This window comes from Psychrobacter sp. GP33 (assembly GCF_014119005.1).
Classification (GTDB): domain Bacteria; phylum Pseudomonadota; class Gammaproteobacteria; order Pseudomonadales; family Moraxellaceae; genus Psychrobacter.
In genome coordinates this window covers 193,522-214,930 of sequence record NZ_JACGYX010000002.1, presented here as the reverse complement: position 1 = coordinate 214,930, position 21,409 = coordinate 193,522, and the positions used below count along the sequence as shown (strand labels likewise).

Sequence of the window (21,409 nt, the reverse complement as noted above, 5' to 3'; positions counted from 1 at the left end):
GCTACCTTTATATGTTAAATGATTGGTTAGCAGATAAACTGCGGCGCTATATCTATATTTATATCTTCTTTAACAAGGTTAAGACAACTGTCTGATATGCGCAAGCAGCTGATTGGTTGAGCTATCAAAAGAGTCTGTGCGCTCTTGCTGCAAAGCTTGATAAACCGTCTCTGCCATCTGCTTGCCCATCTCAACGCCCCATTGGTCAAATGGATTTATGTCCCAAATACTGGCCATGACATATACTTTATGCTCGTAAAGTGCAATCAATGCACCCAAACTATGCGGGGTTAGCTCATCAATCAGTAAGGTAGTTGAGGGCTGATTGCCACGATAATGTTTATATTTATCTGCAGGACATACAGCACTTGTATCTGCGATCGCGGCATTACCAAAGGCCAATACACGACTTTGCGCCAAACAGTTGGCTAACGACAATTCATGCTGATGCTGTAGCGATTCATTTTGTACGTCATCACTATAATGACGGACGCAGGCAATAAAGTCACAAGACACGTGCTGAGTCCCTTGATGTAGCAGTTGATAAAATGCATGCTGCGCATCAGAACCAATCTCGCCCCATAAAATCGGGCAGGTATCATAATCGATATGTTCGCCATCATGAGTAACTGATTTGCCATTACTTTCCATTTCAAGCTGAGTTAAATAGCTTGGCAGATAACCCAAGCGCCCATCATAAGGCAGCACCGTATGCGCATGAATATGTAAAAAGGTGCTATTCCAAACGGCAAGCAATCCTAATAATACTGGCAGGTTATCTGCAAAATCAGCACTGGCAAAATGCACATCCATGCTGTGTGCACCTGCCAACAGTTCACGAAACTGTGGCATACCAATACGAATGGCTATCGCAAGCCCGATGGCGGACCATAGGGAAAAGCGTCCCCCTACCCAATCCCAAAGCTGCAATTGATGCTCGGGATGAATACCCCAGGCATTCATTTTTTCACTATTGGCAGAGATACCAATAAAGTGTCGACGCAGTACGCTACCCTCTGTACCGGCACGCAAGGTAGCCGTAGCAAGTAACCATGATAGTGCTGTCTTAGCATTAGAGAGTGTATCTACCGTGCCAAAAGACTTAGATGAGATAATAAAAAGTGTTGTTTCTGCGCTCAATCGCTTAAGCAAGTTATCTAATTGGCTACCATCCATATTAGAGACAAAATGCACCTTAATTGAGGTGTCTGCCCACTCATCAAGGGCAGTCGCTGCCATTAGTGGACCTAAATCAGAACCGCCAACGCCAATATTGACCACATCGGTAATGGCTTTACCCGAAAATCCTCGCCATGTGCCATTACGAATACGCGCAGATAGGCGCTCTACTTGGGTGAGACTATGATGCACATCCATCACAACGTCTTGTGTGCCAACTTGCAACTGTGCGCTAGCCGGTAAACGCAGCGCGGTATGTAAAGCGGCGCGTTCTTCACTGGTATTCACCATAGCGCCTTGTAATAGCGCTTTAATACGGTCTTGCAAATCGCCACTATTAGCGAGGTTTAATAAATTCATTAGCACAGTATCATCGATACATTGCTTGCTATAGTCCATATATAACGCACCATTTTGGGCGCTATAACGATGAGTACGGGTTTTATCGTGCTCAAATAGAGCTGCTAATGACCATGACTGATCAGCAAGAGTTTGCAATTGCGTCCAGTATTTAGACTGACGTGCACTACTGTACGACTTATTTATTATGGAATTATTCATTGATGACCAATTGTTGTTGAGCAAAATAAATGAATGCCTGCATGTAGGACTGTATATCGCCTGCATCGTAACTGTCGCCAAGCATCGTCGTCACGTTAACGCCATGCTGGTTAATCAGCGCGTCGATTGCATCGGTCAACTGAATTTCACCATCGACAGAAGGCTTAGTGTTTGTTAGATAATCAAAGATTACATTATTAAAGACATAGCGACCAACTACGGCAAGCCGTGATGGGGCATCGGCTAAATCGGGTTTTTCGACAAAGCCCGCTACTTTAAAGCTCGCATTCACATGTTTATTTTTAGTATAGTCAATTGCATCACTAAGCTTAGCAATACCGAATTTCGACACATCTTCATCGGCAACTTCCTCAACAAGTATTTGCGAATGCCCATTTTGCTCGAACTCAGCCAGCATAAAGGCTAAGTTATCGCGGTTGATATCAGTCTTAAAAGGATCAATGACTACGTCAGGCAGCAATACGGCAAAGTCATGCTGACCAATAATAGGACGAGCTGCCAATACTGCATGACCGAGTCCCAAAGATTTACCCTGACGTATCATAGATATCGTAACATCCTTAGGTAACCAATTGAGACTATCTGCCAGCTCATTTTTACCTTTATTGCGTAACTGATTATCTAGCTCAGCATTGATATCAAAGTAATTTTCAATTGCACTTTTTTGCGCATGTCCAACCAAGACGATGTGCTTAATGCCAGCAGCAATAGCCTCTTCCACCACATAATGAATCGCAGGACGATTACCTAACGGTAATAACTCTTTAGGTACGGACTTAGATAATGGCAGCATCCGCGTACCAAAACCAGCAACAGGAATAACAGCATAGGTAATTCTTTTCATAATTCTATCGCTATACTAAAATAAGTATCCATAATAAACCAGTATGAGTTAAATATAAGGTCATGAAATTAGAATACGTTTAGGATGCTTTATAGCCATATGGATTCATACTTTGCCAGCGCCATGTATCCGCGCACATGTCGGTAATCGTATGCGTTGCTTCCCAGCCCAGTAATTGTTTTGCCTTGTCAGCACTGGCATAACAACTGGCAATATCACCCGCACGACGCGCTGTGAATTGATAAGGAATTTTTTGCCCTGTAACTTCTGCAAATGCAGTGACCAACTCTAATACTGAGCTACCTTTGCCTGTACCTAAATTAATCGGCATAAAACCTACAGGGGTTGTTTGGTGTTCAGCATAGCGTAGCGCATCCACGTGACCTTTTGCCAAATCCGTCACATGAATGTAATCACGCACGCCCGTACCATCTACTGTCGGATAATCATTGCCAAAAATATTCAGTTTAGTAAGTTTGCCGACAGCAACTTGCGAAATATAAGGCATTAGATTATTAGGAATATCATTAGGATCTTCGCCAATTTGGCCTGAAGTATGCGCACCAACTGGATTAAAGTAGCGTAAGTTAATTAAATTCCATTGTTTATTAGATGTGGCTAAGTCTTCTAAAATATGCTCGACGACCAGTTTGCTTTGACCATAAGGATTGGTACAGGAGCGCTTCGAGCTCTCATTAATAGGTAGGGTTTCAGGATCACCATAAACAGTCGCTGAAGAAGAAAAAACAAGATTGGTTACCTTATATTCTGCCATAACCTCAAGCAAAGTAATGGTGCCACTAACATTATTACTATAATACATTAAGGGCTTAGCGACTGATTCGCCAACCGCTTTAAGACCAGCAAAGTGAATGACCCCAAAAAACTGATGCGCTGTAAAAACTTTTCTTAATGACTCAGCATCACGAATGTCACCTTCAATAAATTCGATGGGCTTACCAATCAAACTAGAGACACGGTTAATAGCTTCCTTACTACTATTAGATAAATTGTCATAGATAACAATCTCGTAGCCTGCTTCATGCAAAGCAATACATGTATGAGAACCGATATACCCTGCGCCACCAGTCACTAAGATTTTATTTTTATTATTTTCCATATTGACATCCAAAGCAATTTTCAAACAAAAAAAGACACCCCATTGTAGGGGTGTCTTTACTGTATATCAAGTCAGTTTATGCACTCAATGATAAACTTATGTTTATATTTCTATAACGACTTACCAGCCTGTTACTTCTTTTAGTTTCTCACCCAATTTTGATGGGTCACGCGTGTAAGCAATACCTGCCGCTTCAAACGCTTTAAATTTATCTTCAGCAGTACCTTGACCGCCAGAGATAATAGCGCCGGCATGACCCATACGCTTGCCTTCAGGTGCAGTAACGCCAGCAATATAACCAACGACTGGTTTAGTTACATGATCTTTGATATAAGCAGCTGCTTCTTCTTCAGCAGTACCGCCGATTTCGCCGATTAGGATAATTGCTTCAGTTTGTGGATCTTCTTGGAACAATTTAAGCGCATCAATCTGGTTCATACCAGGGATCGGATCACCACCGATACCGATACATGTTGATTGACCAAAACCAAGTTTCGTGGTTTGAGCAACGGCTTCATAGGTCAAAGTACCAGAACGTGAGATGATGCCCACTTTACCTGGCTGATGGATATGACCTGGCATGATACCGATTTTGCACTGACCTGGAGTGATGACGCCTGGGCAGTTAGGACCAATCAGACGTACATCGCCTGCTTCTTCAAGGTAGCGTTTGGCTTTTAGCATATCAAGCGTTGGTACGCCTTCAGTGATCACAACAATCAACTTCACACCAGCGTCAATCGCTTCAACGATAGAATCTAGTACAAAAGGTGCAGGTACATAAATAACAGAAGCGTCAGCTTGGGTAGCTGCCATTGCTTCTTTCATGGTGTTGAATACTGGCAAACCTAAATGCGTTTGACCGCCTTTACCAGGAGTTACACCGCCTACTACTTTAGTACCATATTCGATGGCTTGTTCTGAGTGGAACGTACCATTTTTACCAGTAAAACCTTGTACCAATACTTTGGTATCTTTATCAATTAATACACTCATTACTTTATCCTTGTATGCGGTTGTCTTGTAGGCATCTGCCTATCCTGCGTTAAATGTTAACGACTAAGAGTGACAGCAGACGCCTGTTACGCTTGGGCGATTAGGCTTTAACAGCGTCAACGATTTTTTGAGCAGCATCTGATAAACCTTGAGCTGAGATTAATTTCAGACCAGATTCTTCTAGAATTTTTGCGCCAAGCTCAGCGTTGTTACCTTCTAAACGGACAACAACAGGTACTTTAACGTCAACTTCTTTGATAGCAGCGATAATAGCTTCTGCAATCATGTCACAACGTACGATACCACCGAAGATGTTAATTAAAACACCTTCAACGCTGCTGTCTTCAAGGATAATCTTGAAAGCTTCAACAACGCGATCTTTAGTTGCCCCGCCGCCAACGTCCAAGAAGTTAGCAGGCTTGCCGCCGTACAATTTGATGATGTCCATCGTTGCCATTGCAAGACCAGCACCGTTAACCATACAACCGATATTACCTTCAAGGGCAACATAGTTTAGGTCAAACTCAGCCGCTTTAAGCTCGCGCTCATTTTCTTGTGACTTGTCTTGTAACGCTGCGATTTTAGGCAGACGATATAGAGCATTTGAATCGATACCAATCTTGCCGTCAACACAAACGATTTCGCCATTTTCGCGAACCGCTAATGGGTTGATTTCAAGTAAATCAATGTCGTTTTCGATGAATGCTTGATAAGCACCAGACATCAATTTAACGAATTGATTGATTTGCTTGCCTTCAAGACCCAATTTAAACGCCACTTCACGCGCTTGGAATGGCAATAAACCAACCAATGGATCAATGCTCGTTTTAAAGATTTTCTCTGGCGTATTGTTAGCAACTTCTTCAATATCAACACCGCCTTCAGTTGATGCCATAAACGTCACGCGACGTGAAGAGCGGTCAACAACAGCACCAAGATATAGCTCAGTTTGTACTGGGTACATATCTTCTGCAACCAATACGAAGTTCACTGGTTGACCAGCGGCATCAGTTTGATACGTTACTAAGTTCGTGCCGATAAGCTCATCCGTCACTTGCTTGGCTTCTTCGCGCGTCTTAACCAATTTCACGCCGCCCGCTTTACCGCGACCACCAGCATGTACCTGTGCTTTAATCACAGCGATATCGGTTGGGTTTTTATCAAAAGCAGCTGCTGCTTCGTCGCCACTATAGGCAATGATGCCTTCTTGAATTGGCAAACCGTAGCTTTTTAGCAGCTCTTTTGCTTGATACTCATGTAAATTCATTGATTGTATCCTTTATTTTTTACAATTAATAAAAGTGAAAATAAATGCGCGTCCACATCAGTTTGGCGCACTTTTGACTTTCAATGCCATACCTATAATCTAATAGGTAAGACATTAGAAGTCAGGGTAAATCGTAATTTATTTACGTTTTTTGCGCTGGATGGCATGAATAGGACGGCCATCAGCTGATAAAGCTGCTTCATGTACTGCTTCTGAGATGGTTGGATGCGCAAACGTCATCAACTGTAAGTCTTCGATGCTTGATACAAATTCCATCGCAATCATACCTTGATGGACGATGTCACCAGCGCCAGCAGCGATAGCATGCATACCTAGTAGACGATCCGTTTTAACATCAGCAACGACTTTGATAGAGCCTTCGCCTTCACTTTGAGCCAAGGCACGACCATTAGCTGCTAGGCTAAATGAGCCAGTTTTAACTTCAAAACCTGCCTCAGTAGCTTCTTGCTCAGTCATACCTACCCATGCGATTTCTGGATGCGTATAAATGACGTTAATAATAGTGTCATAGTTAACTTGGGCTTTTTCGCCATGAATGCGCTCAACGGCCATGATGCCTTCTTCTGATGCTTTGTGCGCAAGCATAGGGCCACGTACTAGATCGCCGATAGCATAAACGCCATCAAGATTGGTTTTACATTGATCATTAACGTCGATTAGGCCACGTTCAGTCAAGGTAATGCCGCTGTTTTCACCTAGCAATTTTTCTGAGTAAGCACGACGACCAACACAAACGATGAGCTTATCAAAACGCTGTTCTGTTGACTCGCCTTTGTTCTCACTAGTGACCACAACTTCATCACCATCGATTTCTGCTTTGATAACTTTGGTATCAACACGGATATCAAGGCCTTGCTTTTTGAACATCTTAGCAGCTTCTTTAGCGATGTCTTTATCAGCAGCAGCTAAGAAACTAGGTAGCGCTTCGTATACTACTACTTCTGAACCTAGACGACGCCATACAGAGCCTAGCTCAAGACCGATAACACCAGCACCGATTACGCCTAAACGCTTAGGTACTTCAGTGAAGTCTAATGCACCCGTTGAGTCAACGATACGGTCATGATCAGTTTTGGCAACTGGAATATCGATAGGGATAGAACCTGAGGCAAGGATAACATTCTTTGCGGTAATAGTAGACTCAGCAGCATCTTCAGCTGTGAATTTAACTTTTTTGTCACTACCTTTACCGTCAACTAAAGTACCCCAACCTTGTAGCCAGTCGATACCGTTACCTTTAAATAAACCCTCAATACCACCGGTTAATTGCTTAACGATAGCTTCTTTGCGGCCAATCATGGTTTCGATATCGATAGCAACTTCACCAGTGCTGATACCATGCTCATCAAGGTCATGCTTAGTTGCTTCATAACGATGCGAACTATCAAGTAAGGCCTTTGATGGGATACAACCGACGTTTAAACAAGTACCGCCAAGTGCAGGCGTGCCTTTATAAATACGCTTTTCGATACAAGCAACGCTCATACCTAGTTGAGCTGCACGAATAGCAGCTACATAACCACCAGGACCACCGCCGATGACGACTAAATCATAATTATCTTTCATAGTAATACGCTTCCATGTTTTGTTTATCGTGTCACTTATTCTGCATATCTTTAATAAAGCCAGTATTCTCTATAAAACTATTATTGTTTGATAAACATAGTGCACGCCTTATAGCCAAATGGGCTTGAAGACATGGGTGTTTTATCAGTTATTTATAGTCACAAATAACGATTAGAATTATAAAAATATGATTTTTGACGCAATAAGAGATAGAGAATTATTAATATCTCATATTTTAATATACAAGATGTTAAGAGTTATCCTATGAGACTACAAGATACACCCGTATTACAGGGTTTAAAAAGCTTGTATCAGCCATTGCCAATACAAGCTTATCAACTTATAGGTCTAATAAAAGTAGTGATGGATCTTCAACCAACTCTTTAATAGTAACTAAGAACTGTACTGCTTCTTTACCATCAATCATACGGTGGTCATAAGATAGCGCAAGATACATCATTGGTAGAATTTCAACTTTACCATTAACTGCCATTGGGCGATCGTTAATAGCATGCATCCCTAGAATAGCCGTTTGGGGTGGGTTCAAAATTGGCGTTGACATCAATGAACCAAATACGCCGCCATTTGAAATGGTAAACGTACCGCCAGTCATGTGTTCTAGACCAAGTTTGCCTTTTTGTGCCAAACCGCCCAATTCACGGATTTTGCCTTCGACATCAGCCATGCTCATGCGATCGGTATCACGTAATACTGGTACTACAAGACCACGATCTGAAGATACCGCAACACCGATATCGTAGAAACCGTGATAGACGATATCATCGCCGTCTAATGAGGCATTAACCGCTGGGAAACGTTTTAATGCTTCAGTAGCAGCACGTACGAATAAAGACATAAAGCCTAAACGTACACCATGACGTTTTTCGAAACGGTCTTTATATTGCGCACGGAGCTCCATCAATGGCTTCATGTTCACTTCGTTAAAAGTAGTTAACATTGCCGTTTCTTGAGAAGCGGCTAGCAGACGATTCGCAACTGTCTTACGAAGACGCGTCATTGGTACACGTTTTTCAGTACGCTCACCGACAGACTCAGCAACTGGACGACCACTATCAGATTTGATAGAGCTGTCTGATTTTAGCGTTGGACTTGCCATATCTGTTTTGGTAACACGGCCGCCACGACCACTGCCTTCAACATCTTTAGGATCAACGCCAGATTCTTTAGCTGCTTTGCGCACTGCTGGGCTTTGATCTTTATGATCTGCTTCCACACCGCCAGTACTAGCGTTTGCTTGTACAGGTGCGCCGCCATCAGTTGCTTGTTTTTCTTGAACTGGAGCAGACTCAGCTGCAGGTGCGGCACTAGCGCTTGCGCCGGCTTCGAATTCTGCAATCAGCTCATCTGACAATACAGTATCGTCAACATGCTTAACAATTCGAGTTACAACACCATTATCTGGTGCAACCACCTCTAATACTACTTTGTCAGTTTCAATTTCAGCTAATAGATCATCACGATTAACCTGTTGACCTTCAGTGACATGCCATTCAACGATTGTACCGTCGGCAACCGATTCTGGAAAAACGGGGGCTTTAATCTCAGCCATCGATATACTCCTTAGATGTAGATATTACTATTTATTATGAAGTCGTGATGAACAACCCGTATCTATCATCCATAGTAATGCTATAGGTAAAAACTATGGATAAATAGTCTAATAGATACTGGCTGCCATCGCCTGATTGATAAAATGTTATTTAACGCTTTAAAATTCTTGCTGAAATTGTCATAGCTGGAATAAGTTATTTAGCCAACTCATCGACGCTAATGCCAAGACCACCAGCAACCAATGCTTGCTGCTGCTGTAAATGTATTTTAGCAGAACCTGTAGCTGGTGCTGCACTAGCAGGACGCGCAACCGGATCAAGAATACGAGCTTTAGTTGGATGTGGCACAACGATACGGTACATCTCAGGCGCTAAGTAATACCAAGCACCTTGATTGAGCGGCTCTTCTTGTGTCCATACAATCTCAGCTAAGTTGCTGTATTTTTCAATTTCAGCTACTAAGCGCTCTTCTGGTAGTGGATACAACTGCTCGATACGAGCGATCGCGACATGGTCAAGACCTAAAGCGCGGCGCTGTTCAAGCAAGTCATAATAAACCTTACCACCACACAAGACGAGACGTGTGATTTGTTCTGGATTGACATTATCGACATCTGATAAGACTGTTTCAAACTTGCCAGTTGCCAATTCTTCTAGTTGAGACGTTGCCAGCTTATGACGCAGCAAGCTCTTTGGCGACATAACAATCAAAGGCTTACGAATCGGGCGAACGCCTTGGCGACGTAACGCATGATATATCTGGGCTGGAGTCGTTGGCGTGATAACTTGCATATTGTCTTCAGCACACAACTGTAAGAAGCGCTCAAGGCGAGCAGATGAATGCTCAGGACCTTGACCTTCAAAGCCGTGTGGTAACAACATGGTCAAGCCGCAAACGCGCTGCCATTTGGTCTCGCCACTAGCGATAAACTGGTCGATAACTACTTGAGCACCGTTAACAAAGTCACCAAACTGCGCTTCCCAAATGATTAACGCATTAGGAACAGTGGTTGCATAACCGTATTCAAAGGCTAATACCGCTTCTTCTGATAACAATGAGTTATAAGTGGCAAAGCGGGCTTGGTCTTCGCTAATATGGGCAAGCGGCACATACATGCTTCCATCTTCCATATTGAACAGCTCGCTATGACGATGCGAGAAAGTACCACGACCAACGTCTTCACCGGTGATACGAACCATCAGGTCATCGTTATCAACTAAAGTGGCATACGCTAACGTTTCAGCCGCACCCCAGTTTAATGGCTCTTCGCCTGTTTGCATAGCTAGACGCTGTTCAACGACTTTTTGTACCTGACGCTGTAACTTGTAGCCTTCTGGCATCTCAGCCATACGGCGACCATAGGCTTTTAGTTTTTCAATATCGACACTGGTATCCCAGTCGTCTTGCAAATCATGATTTAAGTATGGCGACCAATCTACAAATAAGTCTGAAGAAGGCTCAAGAACCAGAGAGTTCGCTACATATTCGCCACGATCTAATGATTCACGATACTCATCTTCGTATTTGGTTTCTTCTTCAGCAGTCAGCACGCCTTCAGCAATTAGCTTTTGGGCATAAATAGTGCGGGTCGTTGGTAATTTTTTGATGACTGCATACATGAGTGGCTGAGTTGCAGACGGCTCGTCCGCTTCGTTATGACCGTTACGTCGATAGCAAAACAAGTCAATAATGATGTCTTTACCAAATTCATGGCGGTAATCAAGCGCAAGCTGAGCCGCAAATATAACGGACTCAGGATCATCACCGTTAACGTGCAGAATTGGCGCATGAACCATTTTTGCCACATCGGTACAATATTCAGTAGAGCGCGCATCTTCTTGACGGCTGGTGGTAAAACCAACTTGGTTATTAATAACGATACGTACAGTGCCACCAGTGGTATAAGCACGAGTTTGTGACATCTGGAAAGTCTCTTGCACCACGCCTTGACCGGCAAAAGCAGCATCACCATGGATAACAATAGGTAAAACCAGATTACCAGTAGTATCGTTACGACGTACTTGGCGCGCGCGAACTGAACCTTGAATCACAGGAGAAACGATCTCAAGATGCGATGGATTAAAACCAAGGGCTAAATGCGTCTCGCCGCCTGGAGTCATAACGTTAGAAGAAAAACCGTTATGATATTTAACGTCGCCTGAGCCTTTTTCTGGCTGTACTTTACCATCAAACTCATCAAACAAATCAGCTGGGTTCTTGCCTAGAACGTTAACCAATAAGTTTAAGCGTCCACGGTGTGCCATACCAATGACTACTTCCTTGGTGCCATAACCGCCAGCACGTTGGATGATTTCATTGATAGCAGGAATAAAGCTTTCGCCGCCTTCCAAGCCAAAACGCTTCACACCGGTATATTTACGAGCTAGATACTTTTCAAGCCCTTCAGCTGCCGTCAAACGCTCAAGAATAGACAAACGCTTGTCTTTATCGAATTCGATATGACCGTGATTGGTTTCTAAATATTTTTCCATCCAACGCTTTTCAGTGCTGGTGGTCACGTGCATATATTCAATACCGATATGACGGCAATAAACACGCTCCATGATTTCAATAATTTCGCGTAATGGTGCTTCAGACTTACCGATGCTCAAATCGCCCGTAGAATATACGGTATCAAGATCAGCGTCTGATAAGCCATGATACGCTAACGTTAAATCTTCAACCGCAGCGCGCGGATGTAGCTGTAACGGATCAAGCTGAGCGCGGCGATGACCACGGCGACGATAAGCAGAAATAAGCTGTTGAACGCCCATCTGTTTAGGGTCAGCACAGTTTGCCGTACTACCAGACGTGCTAGTAGTGCCAGTTGGTACCTTATTCGCAGTTTGATTGCGCGCAAGCAGTAAGAACTGGTCTTGAATGGCATTATGCGGCGCGTCATTTGGCGATTGGTATTGTTTAAAATAATCCTGCCAATCCGCATCGACGCTATCAGGGTCGCTTAAAAACTGCTCGTAGAGGGATTCGATATAATGGGCATTGTCGGCAGCGAGTTCTGTATGATCTACATTAACTGCTTGTTTAGTTATACTATTCATAATAATCGTCTATTTGATAGATAAATGAATGGAATCGTGCTTATTGTTGTGTAATCCGTTATATGCAGGGCGCTATACAGTGGCGTATACCATAGGATACTATTTGCAAGGAATGCGATTGCTGAGAGGTTATTACTGACTGCCAGTGTTCTATAAACTCAACGTTGATAATGCTTGAGCTTACAAAGTTCTGCAAGTTGCTACCATAGATACATCGAATGAATATAGACTAGGTGGCACCATCACTACTGACAGTGTTAATTATTTGTGAACGTTCGGTCTTGTTTCTTGCCTCGTTCCACAAAATTAACTCATATATACTGACATCAGCCATAGTCTATTTATGATTAACGTACCTTGTAAGGCAATAACCTCAACCTTTAAAAGGCTGTATTAATAGATATATCATTCAGCTAGCTAATTACTCAGCTATTTCCTGCTGCAAAAGTCTTTCCTTGACTGATAAACGCTGTTTTTTGCCAAACATACATTGCTATCTAGGGTAACACGTATAAACCACAAGCCATAGTTTGTTTGTTCAATACTAGGTATTTATGTAATAAATACCCATTATCATCAGGCTGCTTATAGCTGTGTTATCCAGATGTCGTTTAATCGAGGTAAAATTTGGTTATTGCTAACCATAGATAAATTTTAACGTTGCTATAATAACACCTTTATAAGCATATTTTTATCCCAAGTTTTAAGATATTGCTATTTTTTTAGCAAAATCTTGCCTAGCGTACCAGCTTAAACAAATCTTTTAGTAAAAATCCTTATGAGAAACTCTGTTTTAATACTCTTAATGGCATCTTTAGCAAGCCAATAAAGATTACTAAGTAATTATTGATAAACAATGCCACTATACGGATAGATGGTAAATTTAGGGTAATTTTTTACATGGTATCAACGTGATATTGCCTTAGCATTACATCGAGAGATGTCTCTGTGACCTGAGCAGCTCTGTATGAAAGACAGTTAACAATTGGCAGCTTATTATATTACGATAAGCATAAAAAAACACCGCTCATATATGGGCGGTGTTTTTTTATAGCAATTAGGCAGTCAGCAGCTATATTAGCCCGCTTGATCTAGTAGTAAATTACGCAGATGACCAATGGCTTTGGTTGGATTCAAGCCTTTTGGACACACCATCACACAATTCATGATACCGCGGCAACGGAATAAACTAAACGGGTCGTCCAGACGCGCTAAACGGGCGCGCGTATCAGTATCACGGCTATCGACAACAAAGCGATTGGCGTTTAATAATGCTGCTGGACCTAAGAATTTATCTGGATTCCACCAGAACGATGGGCAGCTCGTTGAACAGCAAGCACATAGAATACACTCATACAAACCATCCATTTTTTCCCGTTGTTCAGGAGATTGCAAGCGCTCAGTAGGTGGCGCTGGCTGATCGTTAATTAAGAACGGGTGAACTTTTTCATACTGTTCATAAAATTGGTTCATGTCGACGACCAAATCACGAACGACTGGTAAACCTGGTAGAGGACGAACGATTACTTTTTCTGGCAAGGTGTTCATGTTAATCAAACACGCCAAACCATTTTTACCATTGATGTTCATCCCATCCGAGCCGCAAATACCTTCACGGCATGAGCGTCGGAAAGTTAGGGTTTCATCTTGAGATTTTAAACGTAAAAGTACGTCAAGCAACATACGATCGGAGTCAAGTAGCTCAATCGTATAGGTTTGCATACGTGGCGCTGCGTCCTGATCCGGATCGTAGCGGTAGATTTCGATGGTGCGAGTACCACGGCTCATAAGCTAAACTCCACACTTAAGATGATGGCTGGCGGACAAAAGAGGTCTTATGTCAGCACTAGAACACATGCTCTAGTACTGATATAACATTGTCGCTGGCGGTCAACTTTTTAATAAATTAATAAGGGATAAAACGTTTAAGCTATTCGTGCCTATAACGGACACGATTGCTTATTTTGCTAATAATTGGGCTAATTAGTAGACACGGACTTTTGGTTCAACATAATCTACAGTCAGTGGGATTTTGCGCACTGGCTTATAGATGATTTTGTTACCTTCAGCATACCATAAGGTATGCTTCATCCAGTCGTGGTCGTTACGACCGTTTGGTGCGTAGTCATCATCTTCAGGACGGTCATAGTCCGCTACACTATGCGCGCCACGACTTTCATGACGATGTGCTGCTGATACCATAGTCGCTTTCGCTACTTCATATAAATTTGCCACTTCAAAAGCTTCAATACGCGCGGTATTGAATACTTGTGATTTATCAGCAAGATGAATCTGATCAATCTTGTCTTCTAGCGCTAGAATTTGTCTGACGCCTTCATCCATCATGGCTTGGGTACGGAATACGCTGGCATGTGTTTGCATGATGGCACGAATTTCATCTGCTACTTCTTGTGCATTGTATCCTGAAGTTGACTGCTGCAACTTGTCTAAACGCTTAACAGTATAGTCAAGAACATGGGTATCTAATGGCTTGTAGTTGTGATCTGTTTGATGGAATTCATCGACGATATGTTTACCAGCTGCACGACCAAAGACGACTAAGTCGAGTAATGAGTTGGTACCCAAACGGTTGGCACCGTGGACACTGACGCAAGCGCATTCACCAATCGCGTAAAGACCTTTAACCACATTGCCTTTTTGATATAAGCCGTCTTCATCTGCACCAGCTTCTAGGTCAGGGGTGATAACTTGACCATGAATGGTAGTCGGTATACCGCCCATCATATAGTGAATGGTTGGGATAACAGGGATTGGCTCTTTGGTGATATCAACGTTTGCGAAGTTTTTACCAATCTCAAATACCGATGGCAAGCGCTTCATGATGGTTTCAACACCCAAATGTGTCATATCCATCACGATATGGTCAGCATTCGGACCACAGCCACGACCTTCTTTGATTTCTTGATCCATAGAACGAGAAACCAAATCACGCGGGGCTAAGTCTTTTACGGTTGGCGCATAACGCTCCATAAAGGCTTCGCCATCTTTATTGCGTAAGATTGCGCCTTCACCGCGGCAACCTTCGGTCAATAGCACGCCAGCGCCGTGAACGCCGGTTGGGTGGAATTGCCAAAACTCCATATCTTGTAATGGAATACCTGCACGAACTGCCATGCCAATACCATCACCCGTATTGATATAAGCATTGGTTGATGCAGCAAAGATGCGACCTGCGCCGCCCGTTGCCAGTACTGTAACCGGGGATTGGAATACTGCCACTGTGCCAGTTTCTTGCTCCAGCGCAATCACGCCATTGATGTTACCCTCTTCGTCTTTAATTAAATCAAGCGCAATCCACTCGATAAAGAACTCAGTTCCTTGCTCAAGGTTTTTTTGATATAACGTATGTAGTAGCGCATGACCTGTACGGTCAGCCGCAGCACAGGCACGTTGAACCGCTTTTTCGCCATAGTTTGAGGTATGACCCCCAAACGGACGCTGATAAATTGTGCCATCTTCGTTGCGGTCAAACGGCATGCCCATGTGTTCAAGCTCATATACCACTTTTGGCGCTTCACGGCACATGAACTCAATAGCATCTTGGTCACCTAACCAATCTGACCCTTTAACGGTGTCATAAAAGTGAAAGTGCCAGTTATCATTGCTCATATTACCGAGACTGGCACCAATACCACCTTGCGCCGCCACAGTATGTGAACGTGTTGGAAACACCTTGGTTAGTACTGCGACCTTCATGCCTGATTGAGCTAAGTGCAATGATGCCCGCATCCCTGAGCCGCCACCACCAACGATGACCGCATCATAGTTAAGGGTTTTGATATTACTGATTGTATTGTCTTGTCTTGTTGCCATTGTAGTTTTCCTAATGCCTGTTAATGCTTGTGAAGTAAAGACAAAGGCGGTGTGAACCCCTTTAACCACTTACTAAAATGTGCATATCAATGTGCATAATCATCGTCATAAAGTGTGCCATTAATACGGGCATTGTCCACTTAATCCGACTTGATGACTTTAATATGGCTATTGACCCATTCCTTCTAAAGAAAGACGGTCGCATTAAAGCTGACGCTACCGTACATACATTTAGTTGTTTTATTCAATGAGTCAATAAGATTTAAAAGTTAAACGGCAACGACACCGAAGCCACTACCCCAAAAAATCATGATGCCCCAAAATAAGAAAACTAAAATAGCGATAATCATTAAAGACTGTAATACCAAACGTAGACCTGAGGCACTAGGACCCAACTTACCCGTCGTGATGTAATCCGTAAATACTGTCCACATCCCAACCCAAGCGTGCCCTGCAAGCGCAAGTACCGCAATCAAGCTAAATAGGCGCATGGGCAGACTGGTCATAAACCCTGACCATTCATAAAAGTCCACATCACCGTGGGTTAGAAAGAATCCCAGCAGCACCACACTATAAACTGCTAAAACAACGGCACTGATACGCTGAACAATCCAATCGCGGCTACCTGAACTTGTCAGACCAGTGGCGCTTTTAATACTTGAATCATGTTTATTCATTAGAACATCACCCATACAAATGACGCGGCAATTAGAATGGCGGCAATCACGAAGCTGACGATAGACGCCGTACTTGCAGACTTAAATTCTTCGTTCGTGCCCATATCAGCAAATAAATGCTTCATACCCATCACAAAGTGATAAGCAATGGCCGCGACAAATATCCACGCCAAAAAGCGTACGAGCACGTTATCGAACACCGTCTCAAAGCTCTCAGGCGACGCCAAAGAGTTTTGCAGTATCCATAACATAACTGGAATAAGTAAGAATAAGATAATGCCGGAGATTCGATGCAGAATTGAAGCAATCGCAATGGGTGATCGATTAACGCTAATCACTTGGCTCAGTGGCAGATTTATGGGTCGGTTGCTTTTCACAGCGGGCATCCTTTTGCGGTTATACTTTTGCAGTAACTAGAGACACCAGCGGGCTATATGCACCCTAAAAGTATGTAGCACTGCACGAGACGAATAAGTTAAGGGATAGCTAGCTAGCTGACCTTGTTAATGTAAAGTTAATAGCGTGTAAATAAATCATGATAGTGACATATAACATAGGGAAATGCCGCTCATATACCATATAACAGGAACAAAACATATATAAAGCACATCCACCCACTTAATATGAGCATATCATCATTCCCAAGCGCCTTAACATAAAAAAAATAACTTTTCTTAGCCATCTTTTATTAAGGAAAACTACATGACGACTACTTTTAAAATAGAACATATAATAGAAACATTCAAGACACAAAAGTTTGCTGAGTCAGTAAAATGTTTAGTCAATCGTAACAAAACATAAAAACCTCTGTTTTGTAAACGTCGATATATCCTATTTATTAGCTAATGGATACTACTTCACTTCATTGTCGTTGATACCTGTCATCATTATCAATTTGCACGCCATTTACCATCAAAACTAATTGCTACAACATAGCTCTATACAAAAAAGCCTTATATAAAAAAATTAAGACTGTATTGACAAATTTCTAATCTCAAAATCTTAATATAAAAATACTGTTTTAAAAAGCGTTTAAGAAATCGGCTAAACTAAACGATAAGTTATGAGAAGATTTGATATACCATCATATTAGCTTTGTATAAAACGATTTGTTTTAAATCATGTTAATTATAAAAGGGCGGACCATTAAATACAAATTTATCCCATAAATAATTGTGACGTGCTCTACTGTTTAAGAAGATCATCAGTCTGTTCATAATTTTCATAAACGATTTACTACTTTCATGGCTTAAACGAATAAAATAGGTCTACGCTCATCCATACGCTGTCTATCACTACCAAAATTCTTATAGAAATTGTTGTTAATATGTTATTAAAAAGATACGTTTATTATCACTATAACATCTGATTGATTATGGCGCAAAACGCTTAAGAACCGTGCAAAATTACCAAGCAGACATATTTTGATACAAAAATTACAGGCAGTAACCGTCTCAAAAGCATGTAAATTGGGCGCTGGCGTACTAAAACTCTTTTCAAATGTTGCAGCTTTACTGTTAATATAACTAGATTGTTAGATCAGACAGTAGGCGATGATCGCTTTTGACTGGTCGTACTCGACATTATACGTCGATAGCATCTTTACTCTAAAAACCAATGGAGAGGAAATTATGGCTGAGAATGTAGCTGAGAATAATGCCACGCTAACAGTAGATGGTAAGGATTACCAACTTCCTATTACTGAAGGTACTTTAGGACCGTCAGTTATCGATGTCGCTGCTTTTCAAAAAGCGGGCTACTGGACTTATGATCCAGGTTTTATGGTAACGGCTCCTGTTGAGTCAAAAATTACTTTTATCGATGGTGGTAAAGGCGAGCTATTATATCGTGGCTACCCTATTGATCAGTTGGCAAATAACGCTGAATATTTAGAAGTAGCTTACGCATTGATTAATGGCGAACTGCCAAACGCTGAGCAGAAAATAGAGTTTTATAAAAAAATCCATAGCCATACTGCAGTACACGATCAATTGCGTAAATTCTTTGAAGGCTTCCGCCGTGACGCGCATCCGATGGCAATTATGGTTGGTGTAGTTGGTGCTCTATCAGCGTTCTACCATGAAGGCTTTGACGTCAACGATGAGCGCCATCGCGAAATCACTGCGATTCGCCTCATTGCTAAAATGCCAACACTTGCCGCGATGAGTTATAAATACTCACAGGGTGAACCGTTCATGTACCCACGTAATGACTTCACTTATGCGGAAAACTTCGTGTATATGATGTTTGCTACGCCTGCTGATGTTAATTTTCAAGTGAACCCAATCATCGCTAAAGCGCTAGACAAAATCTTCACGTTGCATGCGGATCATGAACAAAATGCCTCAACGTCTACAGTACGTTTGGCTGGTTCTACGGGCGCAAACCCTTACGCTTGTATCGCAGCGGGTATTGCTGCGCTATGGGGTCCATCACATGGTGGCGCGAACGAAGCTGTTCTTGAGATGTTAGATGAAATCGGTACGGTTGAAAACGTGCCTGCATTTATGGAAAAAGTGAAGAGCCGTGAAGTAAAACTTATGGGCTTTGGTCACCGTGTTTATAAAAACTTTGATCCACGCGCACAAGTGCTCAAAGAGACGTGTGATGAAGTATTACAAGCACTTGGTATCAACGATCCTAAGCTTGAGCTTGCAATGGAGCTGGAAAAAATCGCTTTAGAAGACCCGTTCTTCATCGAGCGTAACCTGTATCCAAACGTTGATTTTTACTCTGGCATTATCTTAAAAGCCATCGGTATCCCAACGTCAATGTTTACCGTGATTTTCTCGCTAGCCCGTACTTCTGGCTGGATCAGCCATTGGCTTGAGATGCACAGCGAGCCATTCAAAATCGGTCGCCCACGCCAGTTATATACCGGTGAAACGCGTCGTGATTTTGTTAAAGTTGAAGAGCGTAAATAATCTACGCTTAAGTGCCATTTAATTAAAATTATTAAAAAAATCCTGCCGCGTGCAGGATTTTTTATTGCTAAAATTTGTGTCTGCCCTTAGTTAGAAGTCTAAATTAAAACCGCTAAGCAACCGGCATTATTTAAATTCTTTTAGCGTTTGCTCGTATTTGGCAATTTGCTCATCATAACCTTTAATAGTGTCATCAAACTTGGTCATGAGCGTCTCAAACTCTTGCTGCTGCGTTTGCTTCAGTTGCTGCATATCGAGGGCTTGTTGCACCTCTATTTGTTGCCATACTTGATATTGGACAATCAAACGACCGAGCGCTGGACTTTTTAAAGTGAGCCGCGCTGCGATTTCAGGATGTTCAAACAGCTGCGGCGTTAAGGTAACGATATTAAGCAGTGTGTCGATATCTTGCGCACTTAATGCGGTTGCGGTGGGCTGATACAGAGCTTCCATAGCTTGTTGATAGCGCTTAATCAACTCATCTTCTGGAAGTAATTGAGGCTCATACACCTCAAGACTCAAGCTTTTTAACACTTTTAAATCGCGCTCGCCAACTTCAGTACTGGTGTTGATATCTAGCGAGGTGGCAACAGTTTCGTCTTTAGGTTTTGCTTGGTTCGTCGCAGTCGCTTGGCTACTGTCGTTTGTAGATTGGGCATTGTTTCCAGAAACCGACTCGCTATCTGAAGTGTCTGCTGCTTGTAGCGACTCATACTCTGCTTGCAAGCGCCGCTGTAACCCTTGCATTTGGGTGACATATAATGGCTGGAACTCAGCAATACGCGTGGCAGCCTCATCACTTTGCACCGCAGATTTATTAGCGTTGGCATATTGTTGTTCAACAGTCTGACCGCCCTTATCCATAATATCTGTCTCTGCTTGCTGCTGGCAGGCACTGAGTAATAGGATTGCTGTGAGCATACCAGTAACAACCGTTGATTTCTGCCGTCCACAAGGTGCAGATTTGCGTGCCGTTAGTGCAGCAGCCGAGCTAGTATAAGGCGTTGGTGTTAAAAACTTAAACATGACATCACAGTTCCTATATCAATTACGCAGATAAAAATAAGAGCAGAAATAATGAGAATTAAACTAAAAAGCAATCTGAGGATAGATAGAAAATCGGGCTAACGATGAAGGGTAGTCATGACATGATACCTCACACGTTAACAGCCGACTTGCTCTGCAAAAATGGAATACAGGCTATAAACATCTGGCAGTCTTGCCCACGCTGCTGACGTATAAAATAATCCTGTACCATACGCGCTTGCTGCTCAATGCCATAATCAAAAAACGGTTTTCCGATCACTAATTCATACTGATAGCGTCGATTCATGAGCGCACCGCGTACCACTTTTAGCCCTTGTTGCAGCTGCCAAACGTGCGTCAGCTCATGAATCAGCCACCCCTGCTTACTGATAGATGCCTGAGTAAAATCAGTGATCCAATTGTCGCGATGGAAATAAATATTACCATTAGGACTTACTGCGTAATTCCTAAGCACCCACCATGCTGTTTTTAGATGGACATTATCTAAATTGATATGGTTACCAAAAATGGTACGAGCAAAAGTAATCTCAGCGACATTAAGCTTACGGATTCTTTGTGAATGGCATTTAAAAAAAGCACGCTGTTTTGACTGGTCAGATTTCTCAGTAGACGGTTTTATAATTTGCCTTGGCATAAGCGGTCATTGACTCCATAGTAATGACTTAAGGTGCGTTTATAATTTATTTTTATAACGAACCTCAGTTTGATTTAGGTATTACCA

At 42.4% G+C, this 21,409-nt stretch carries 15 protein-coding genes; 1 reads left to right on the top strand and 14 read right to left on the bottom strand.

Annotation, left to right across the window (positions count from 1 at the left end; genetic code table 11):
- Positions 1-78: 78 nt before the first annotated feature.
- The 12 genes from pgi to sdhC all read right to left on the bottom strand — a co-directional run bounded on the left by pgi (position 79) and on the right by sdhC (position 17,103).
- Complete coding sequence (gene pgi, locus H2245_RS03375; protein WP_182405903.1) at positions 79-1,740, bottom strand: glucose-6-phosphate isomerase; 1,662 nt, start codon at positions 1,738-1,740, stop codon at positions 79-81.
- Entirely contained in the window at positions 1,733-2,605 is an 873-nt protein-coding gene (locus tag H2245_RS03370) for a UTP--glucose-1-phosphate uridylyltransferase (RefSeq protein ID WP_182405901.1), read from the bottom strand. Before H2245_RS03370 ends, pgi begins: the two co-directional genes overlap by 8 nt.
- A 79-nt stretch (positions 2,606-2,684) precedes the next feature.
- Positions 2,685-3,725 (bottom strand): UDP-glucose 4-epimerase GalE, encoded by a 1,041-nt coding sequence (gene galE / locus H2245_RS03365; RefSeq protein WP_182405899.1) that lies wholly within the window; start codon positions 3,723-3,725, stop codon positions 2,685-2,687.
- Between the two features lie 120 nt (positions 3,726-3,845).
- Positions 3,846-4,721, bottom strand: a complete 876-nt coding sequence (gene sucD / locus H2245_RS03360) for a succinate--CoA ligase subunit alpha (RefSeq protein ID WP_062534534.1) — start codon at positions 4,719-4,721, stop codon at positions 3,846-3,848.
- A 100-nt stretch (positions 4,722-4,821) separates the two neighbouring features.
- Positions 4,822-5,988 carry an ADP-forming succinate--CoA ligase subunit beta gene (gene sucC / locus H2245_RS03355; protein WP_182405897.1) on the bottom strand — a complete coding sequence of 389 codons (1,167 nt, stop codon included), beginning with the start codon at positions 5,986-5,988 and terminating at the stop codon, positions 4,822-4,824.
- A 138-nt stretch (positions 5,989-6,126) separates the two neighbouring features.
- Positions 6,127-7,575, bottom strand: a complete 1,449-nt coding sequence (gene lpdA, locus H2245_RS03350) for a dihydrolipoyl dehydrogenase (protein WP_182405895.1) — start codon at positions 7,573-7,575, stop codon at positions 6,127-6,129.
- Between the two features lie 340 nt (positions 7,576-7,915).
- Positions 7,916-9,145: a 2-oxoglutarate dehydrogenase complex dihydrolipoyllysine-residue succinyltransferase gene (odhB, locus tag H2245_RS03345; RefSeq protein WP_182405894.1), complete on the bottom strand. Its 1,230-nt coding sequence runs from the start codon at positions 9,143-9,145 to the stop codon at positions 7,916-7,918.
- Positions 9,146-9,341: 196 nt separating this feature from the next.
- A complete protein-coding gene (locus H2245_RS03340; RefSeq protein ID WP_182405892.1) occupies positions 9,342-12,206 on the bottom strand; it encodes a 2-oxoglutarate dehydrogenase E1 component in 2,865 nt (954 codons plus the stop codon).
- A 1,077-nt stretch (positions 12,207-13,283) separates the two neighbouring features.
- Positions 13,284-13,994 carry a succinate dehydrogenase iron-sulfur subunit gene (locus H2245_RS03335; protein ID WP_182405890.1) on the bottom strand — a complete coding sequence of 237 codons (711 nt, stop codon included), beginning with the start codon at positions 13,992-13,994 and terminating at the stop codon, positions 13,284-13,286.
- A 195-nt stretch (positions 13,995-14,189) separates the two neighbouring features.
- Entirely contained in the window at positions 14,190-16,040 is a 1,851-nt protein-coding gene (sdhA, locus tag H2245_RS03330; RefSeq protein ID WP_182405888.1) for a succinate dehydrogenase flavoprotein subunit, read from the bottom strand.
- Positions 16,041-16,309: 269 nt separating this feature from the next.
- Positions 16,310-16,696 carry a succinate dehydrogenase, hydrophobic membrane anchor protein gene (gene sdhD, locus H2245_RS03325; protein ID WP_310734118.1) on the bottom strand — a complete coding sequence of 129 codons (387 nt, stop codon included), beginning with the start codon at positions 16,694-16,696 and terminating at the stop codon, positions 16,310-16,312.
- A gap of 20 nt (positions 16,697-16,716) precedes the next feature.
- Entirely contained in the window at positions 16,717-17,103 is a 387-nt protein-coding gene (gene sdhC / locus H2245_RS03320) for a succinate dehydrogenase, cytochrome b556 subunit (RefSeq protein WP_182405885.1), read from the bottom strand.
- Between the two features lie 1,245 nt (positions 17,104-18,348).
- Between sdhC and gltA the strand changes: the two genes are divergently transcribed.
- The gene (gltA, locus tag H2245_RS03315) at positions 18,349-19,641 is read left to right on the top strand and encodes a citrate synthase (RefSeq protein ID WP_182405883.1); all 1,293 of its coding nucleotides are present in this window, start codon (positions 18,349-18,351) and stop codon (positions 19,639-19,641) included.
- A gap of 126 nt (positions 19,642-19,767) precedes the next feature.
- Here the strand turns inward: gltA and H2245_RS03310 are convergent, their stop codons facing one another.
- Positions 19,768-20,667 carry a hypothetical protein gene (locus H2245_RS03310; RefSeq protein WP_182405881.1) on the bottom strand — a complete coding sequence of 300 codons (900 nt, stop codon included), beginning with the start codon at positions 20,665-20,667 and terminating at the stop codon, positions 19,768-19,770.
- 130 nt (positions 20,668-20,797) lie between these two features.
- On the bottom strand, positions 20,798-21,322 hold the full coding sequence (locus tag H2245_RS03305; RefSeq protein ID WP_259365062.1) for a type IV secretion protein Rhs: 525 nt from the start codon (positions 21,320-21,322) through the stop codon (positions 20,798-20,800).
- Positions 21,323-21,409: the final 87 nt, after the last annotated feature.

What these genes read in the sequence shown, in the direction of transcription:
- pgi (WP_182405903.1), bottom strand. Translation starts at nt 1,740, where the DNA reads ATGAATAATTCCATAATAAATAAGTCGTACAGTAGTGCACGTCAGTCT.
- H2245_RS03370 (WP_182405901.1), bottom strand. Translation starts at nt 2,605, where the DNA reads ATGAAAAGAATTACCTATGCTGTTATTCCTGTTGCTGGTTTTGGTACG.
- galE (WP_182405899.1), bottom strand. Translation starts at nt 3,725, where the DNA reads ATGGAAAATAATAAAAATAAAATCTTAGTGACTGGTGGCGCAGGGTAT.
- sucD (WP_062534534.1), bottom strand. Translation starts at nt 4,721, where the DNA reads ATGAGTGTATTAATTGATAAAGATACCAAAGTATTGGTACAAGGTTTT.
- sucC (WP_182405897.1), bottom strand. Translation starts at nt 5,988, where the DNA reads ATGAATTTACATGAGTATCAAGCAAAAGAGCTGCTAAAAAGCTACGGT.
- lpdA (WP_182405895.1), bottom strand. Translation starts at nt 7,575, where the DNA reads ATGAAAGATAATTATGATTTAGTCGTCATCGGCGGTGGTCCTGGTGGT.
- odhB (WP_182405894.1), bottom strand. Translation starts at nt 9,145, where the DNA reads ATGGCTGAGATTAAAGCCCCCGTTTTTCCAGAATCGGTTGCCGACGGT.
- H2245_RS03340 (WP_182405892.1), bottom strand. Translation starts at nt 12,206, where the DNA reads ATGAATAGTATAACTAAACAAGCAGTTAATGTAGATCATACAGAACTC.
- H2245_RS03335 (WP_182405890.1), bottom strand. Translation starts at nt 13,994, where the DNA reads ATGAGCCGTGGTACTCGCACCATCGAAATCTACCGCTACGATCCGGAT.
- sdhA (WP_182405888.1), bottom strand. Translation starts at nt 16,040, where the DNA reads ATGGCAACAAGACAAGACAATACAATCAGTAATATCAAAACCCTTAAC.
- sdhC (WP_182405885.1), bottom strand. Translation starts at nt 17,103, where the DNA reads ATGCCCGCTGTGAAAAGCAACCGACCCATAAATCTGCCACTGAGCCAA.
- gltA (WP_182405883.1), top strand. Translation starts at nt 18,349, where the DNA reads ATGGCTGAGAATGTAGCTGAGAATAATGCCACGCTAACAGTAGATGGT.
- H2245_RS03310 (WP_182405881.1), bottom strand. Translation starts at nt 20,667, where the DNA reads ATGTTTAAGTTTTTAACACCAACGCCTTATACTAGCTCGGCTGCTGCA.
- H2245_RS03305 (WP_259365062.1), bottom strand. Translation starts at nt 21,322, where the DNA reads ATGCCAAGGCAAATTATAAAACCGTCTACTGAGAAATCTGACCAGTCA.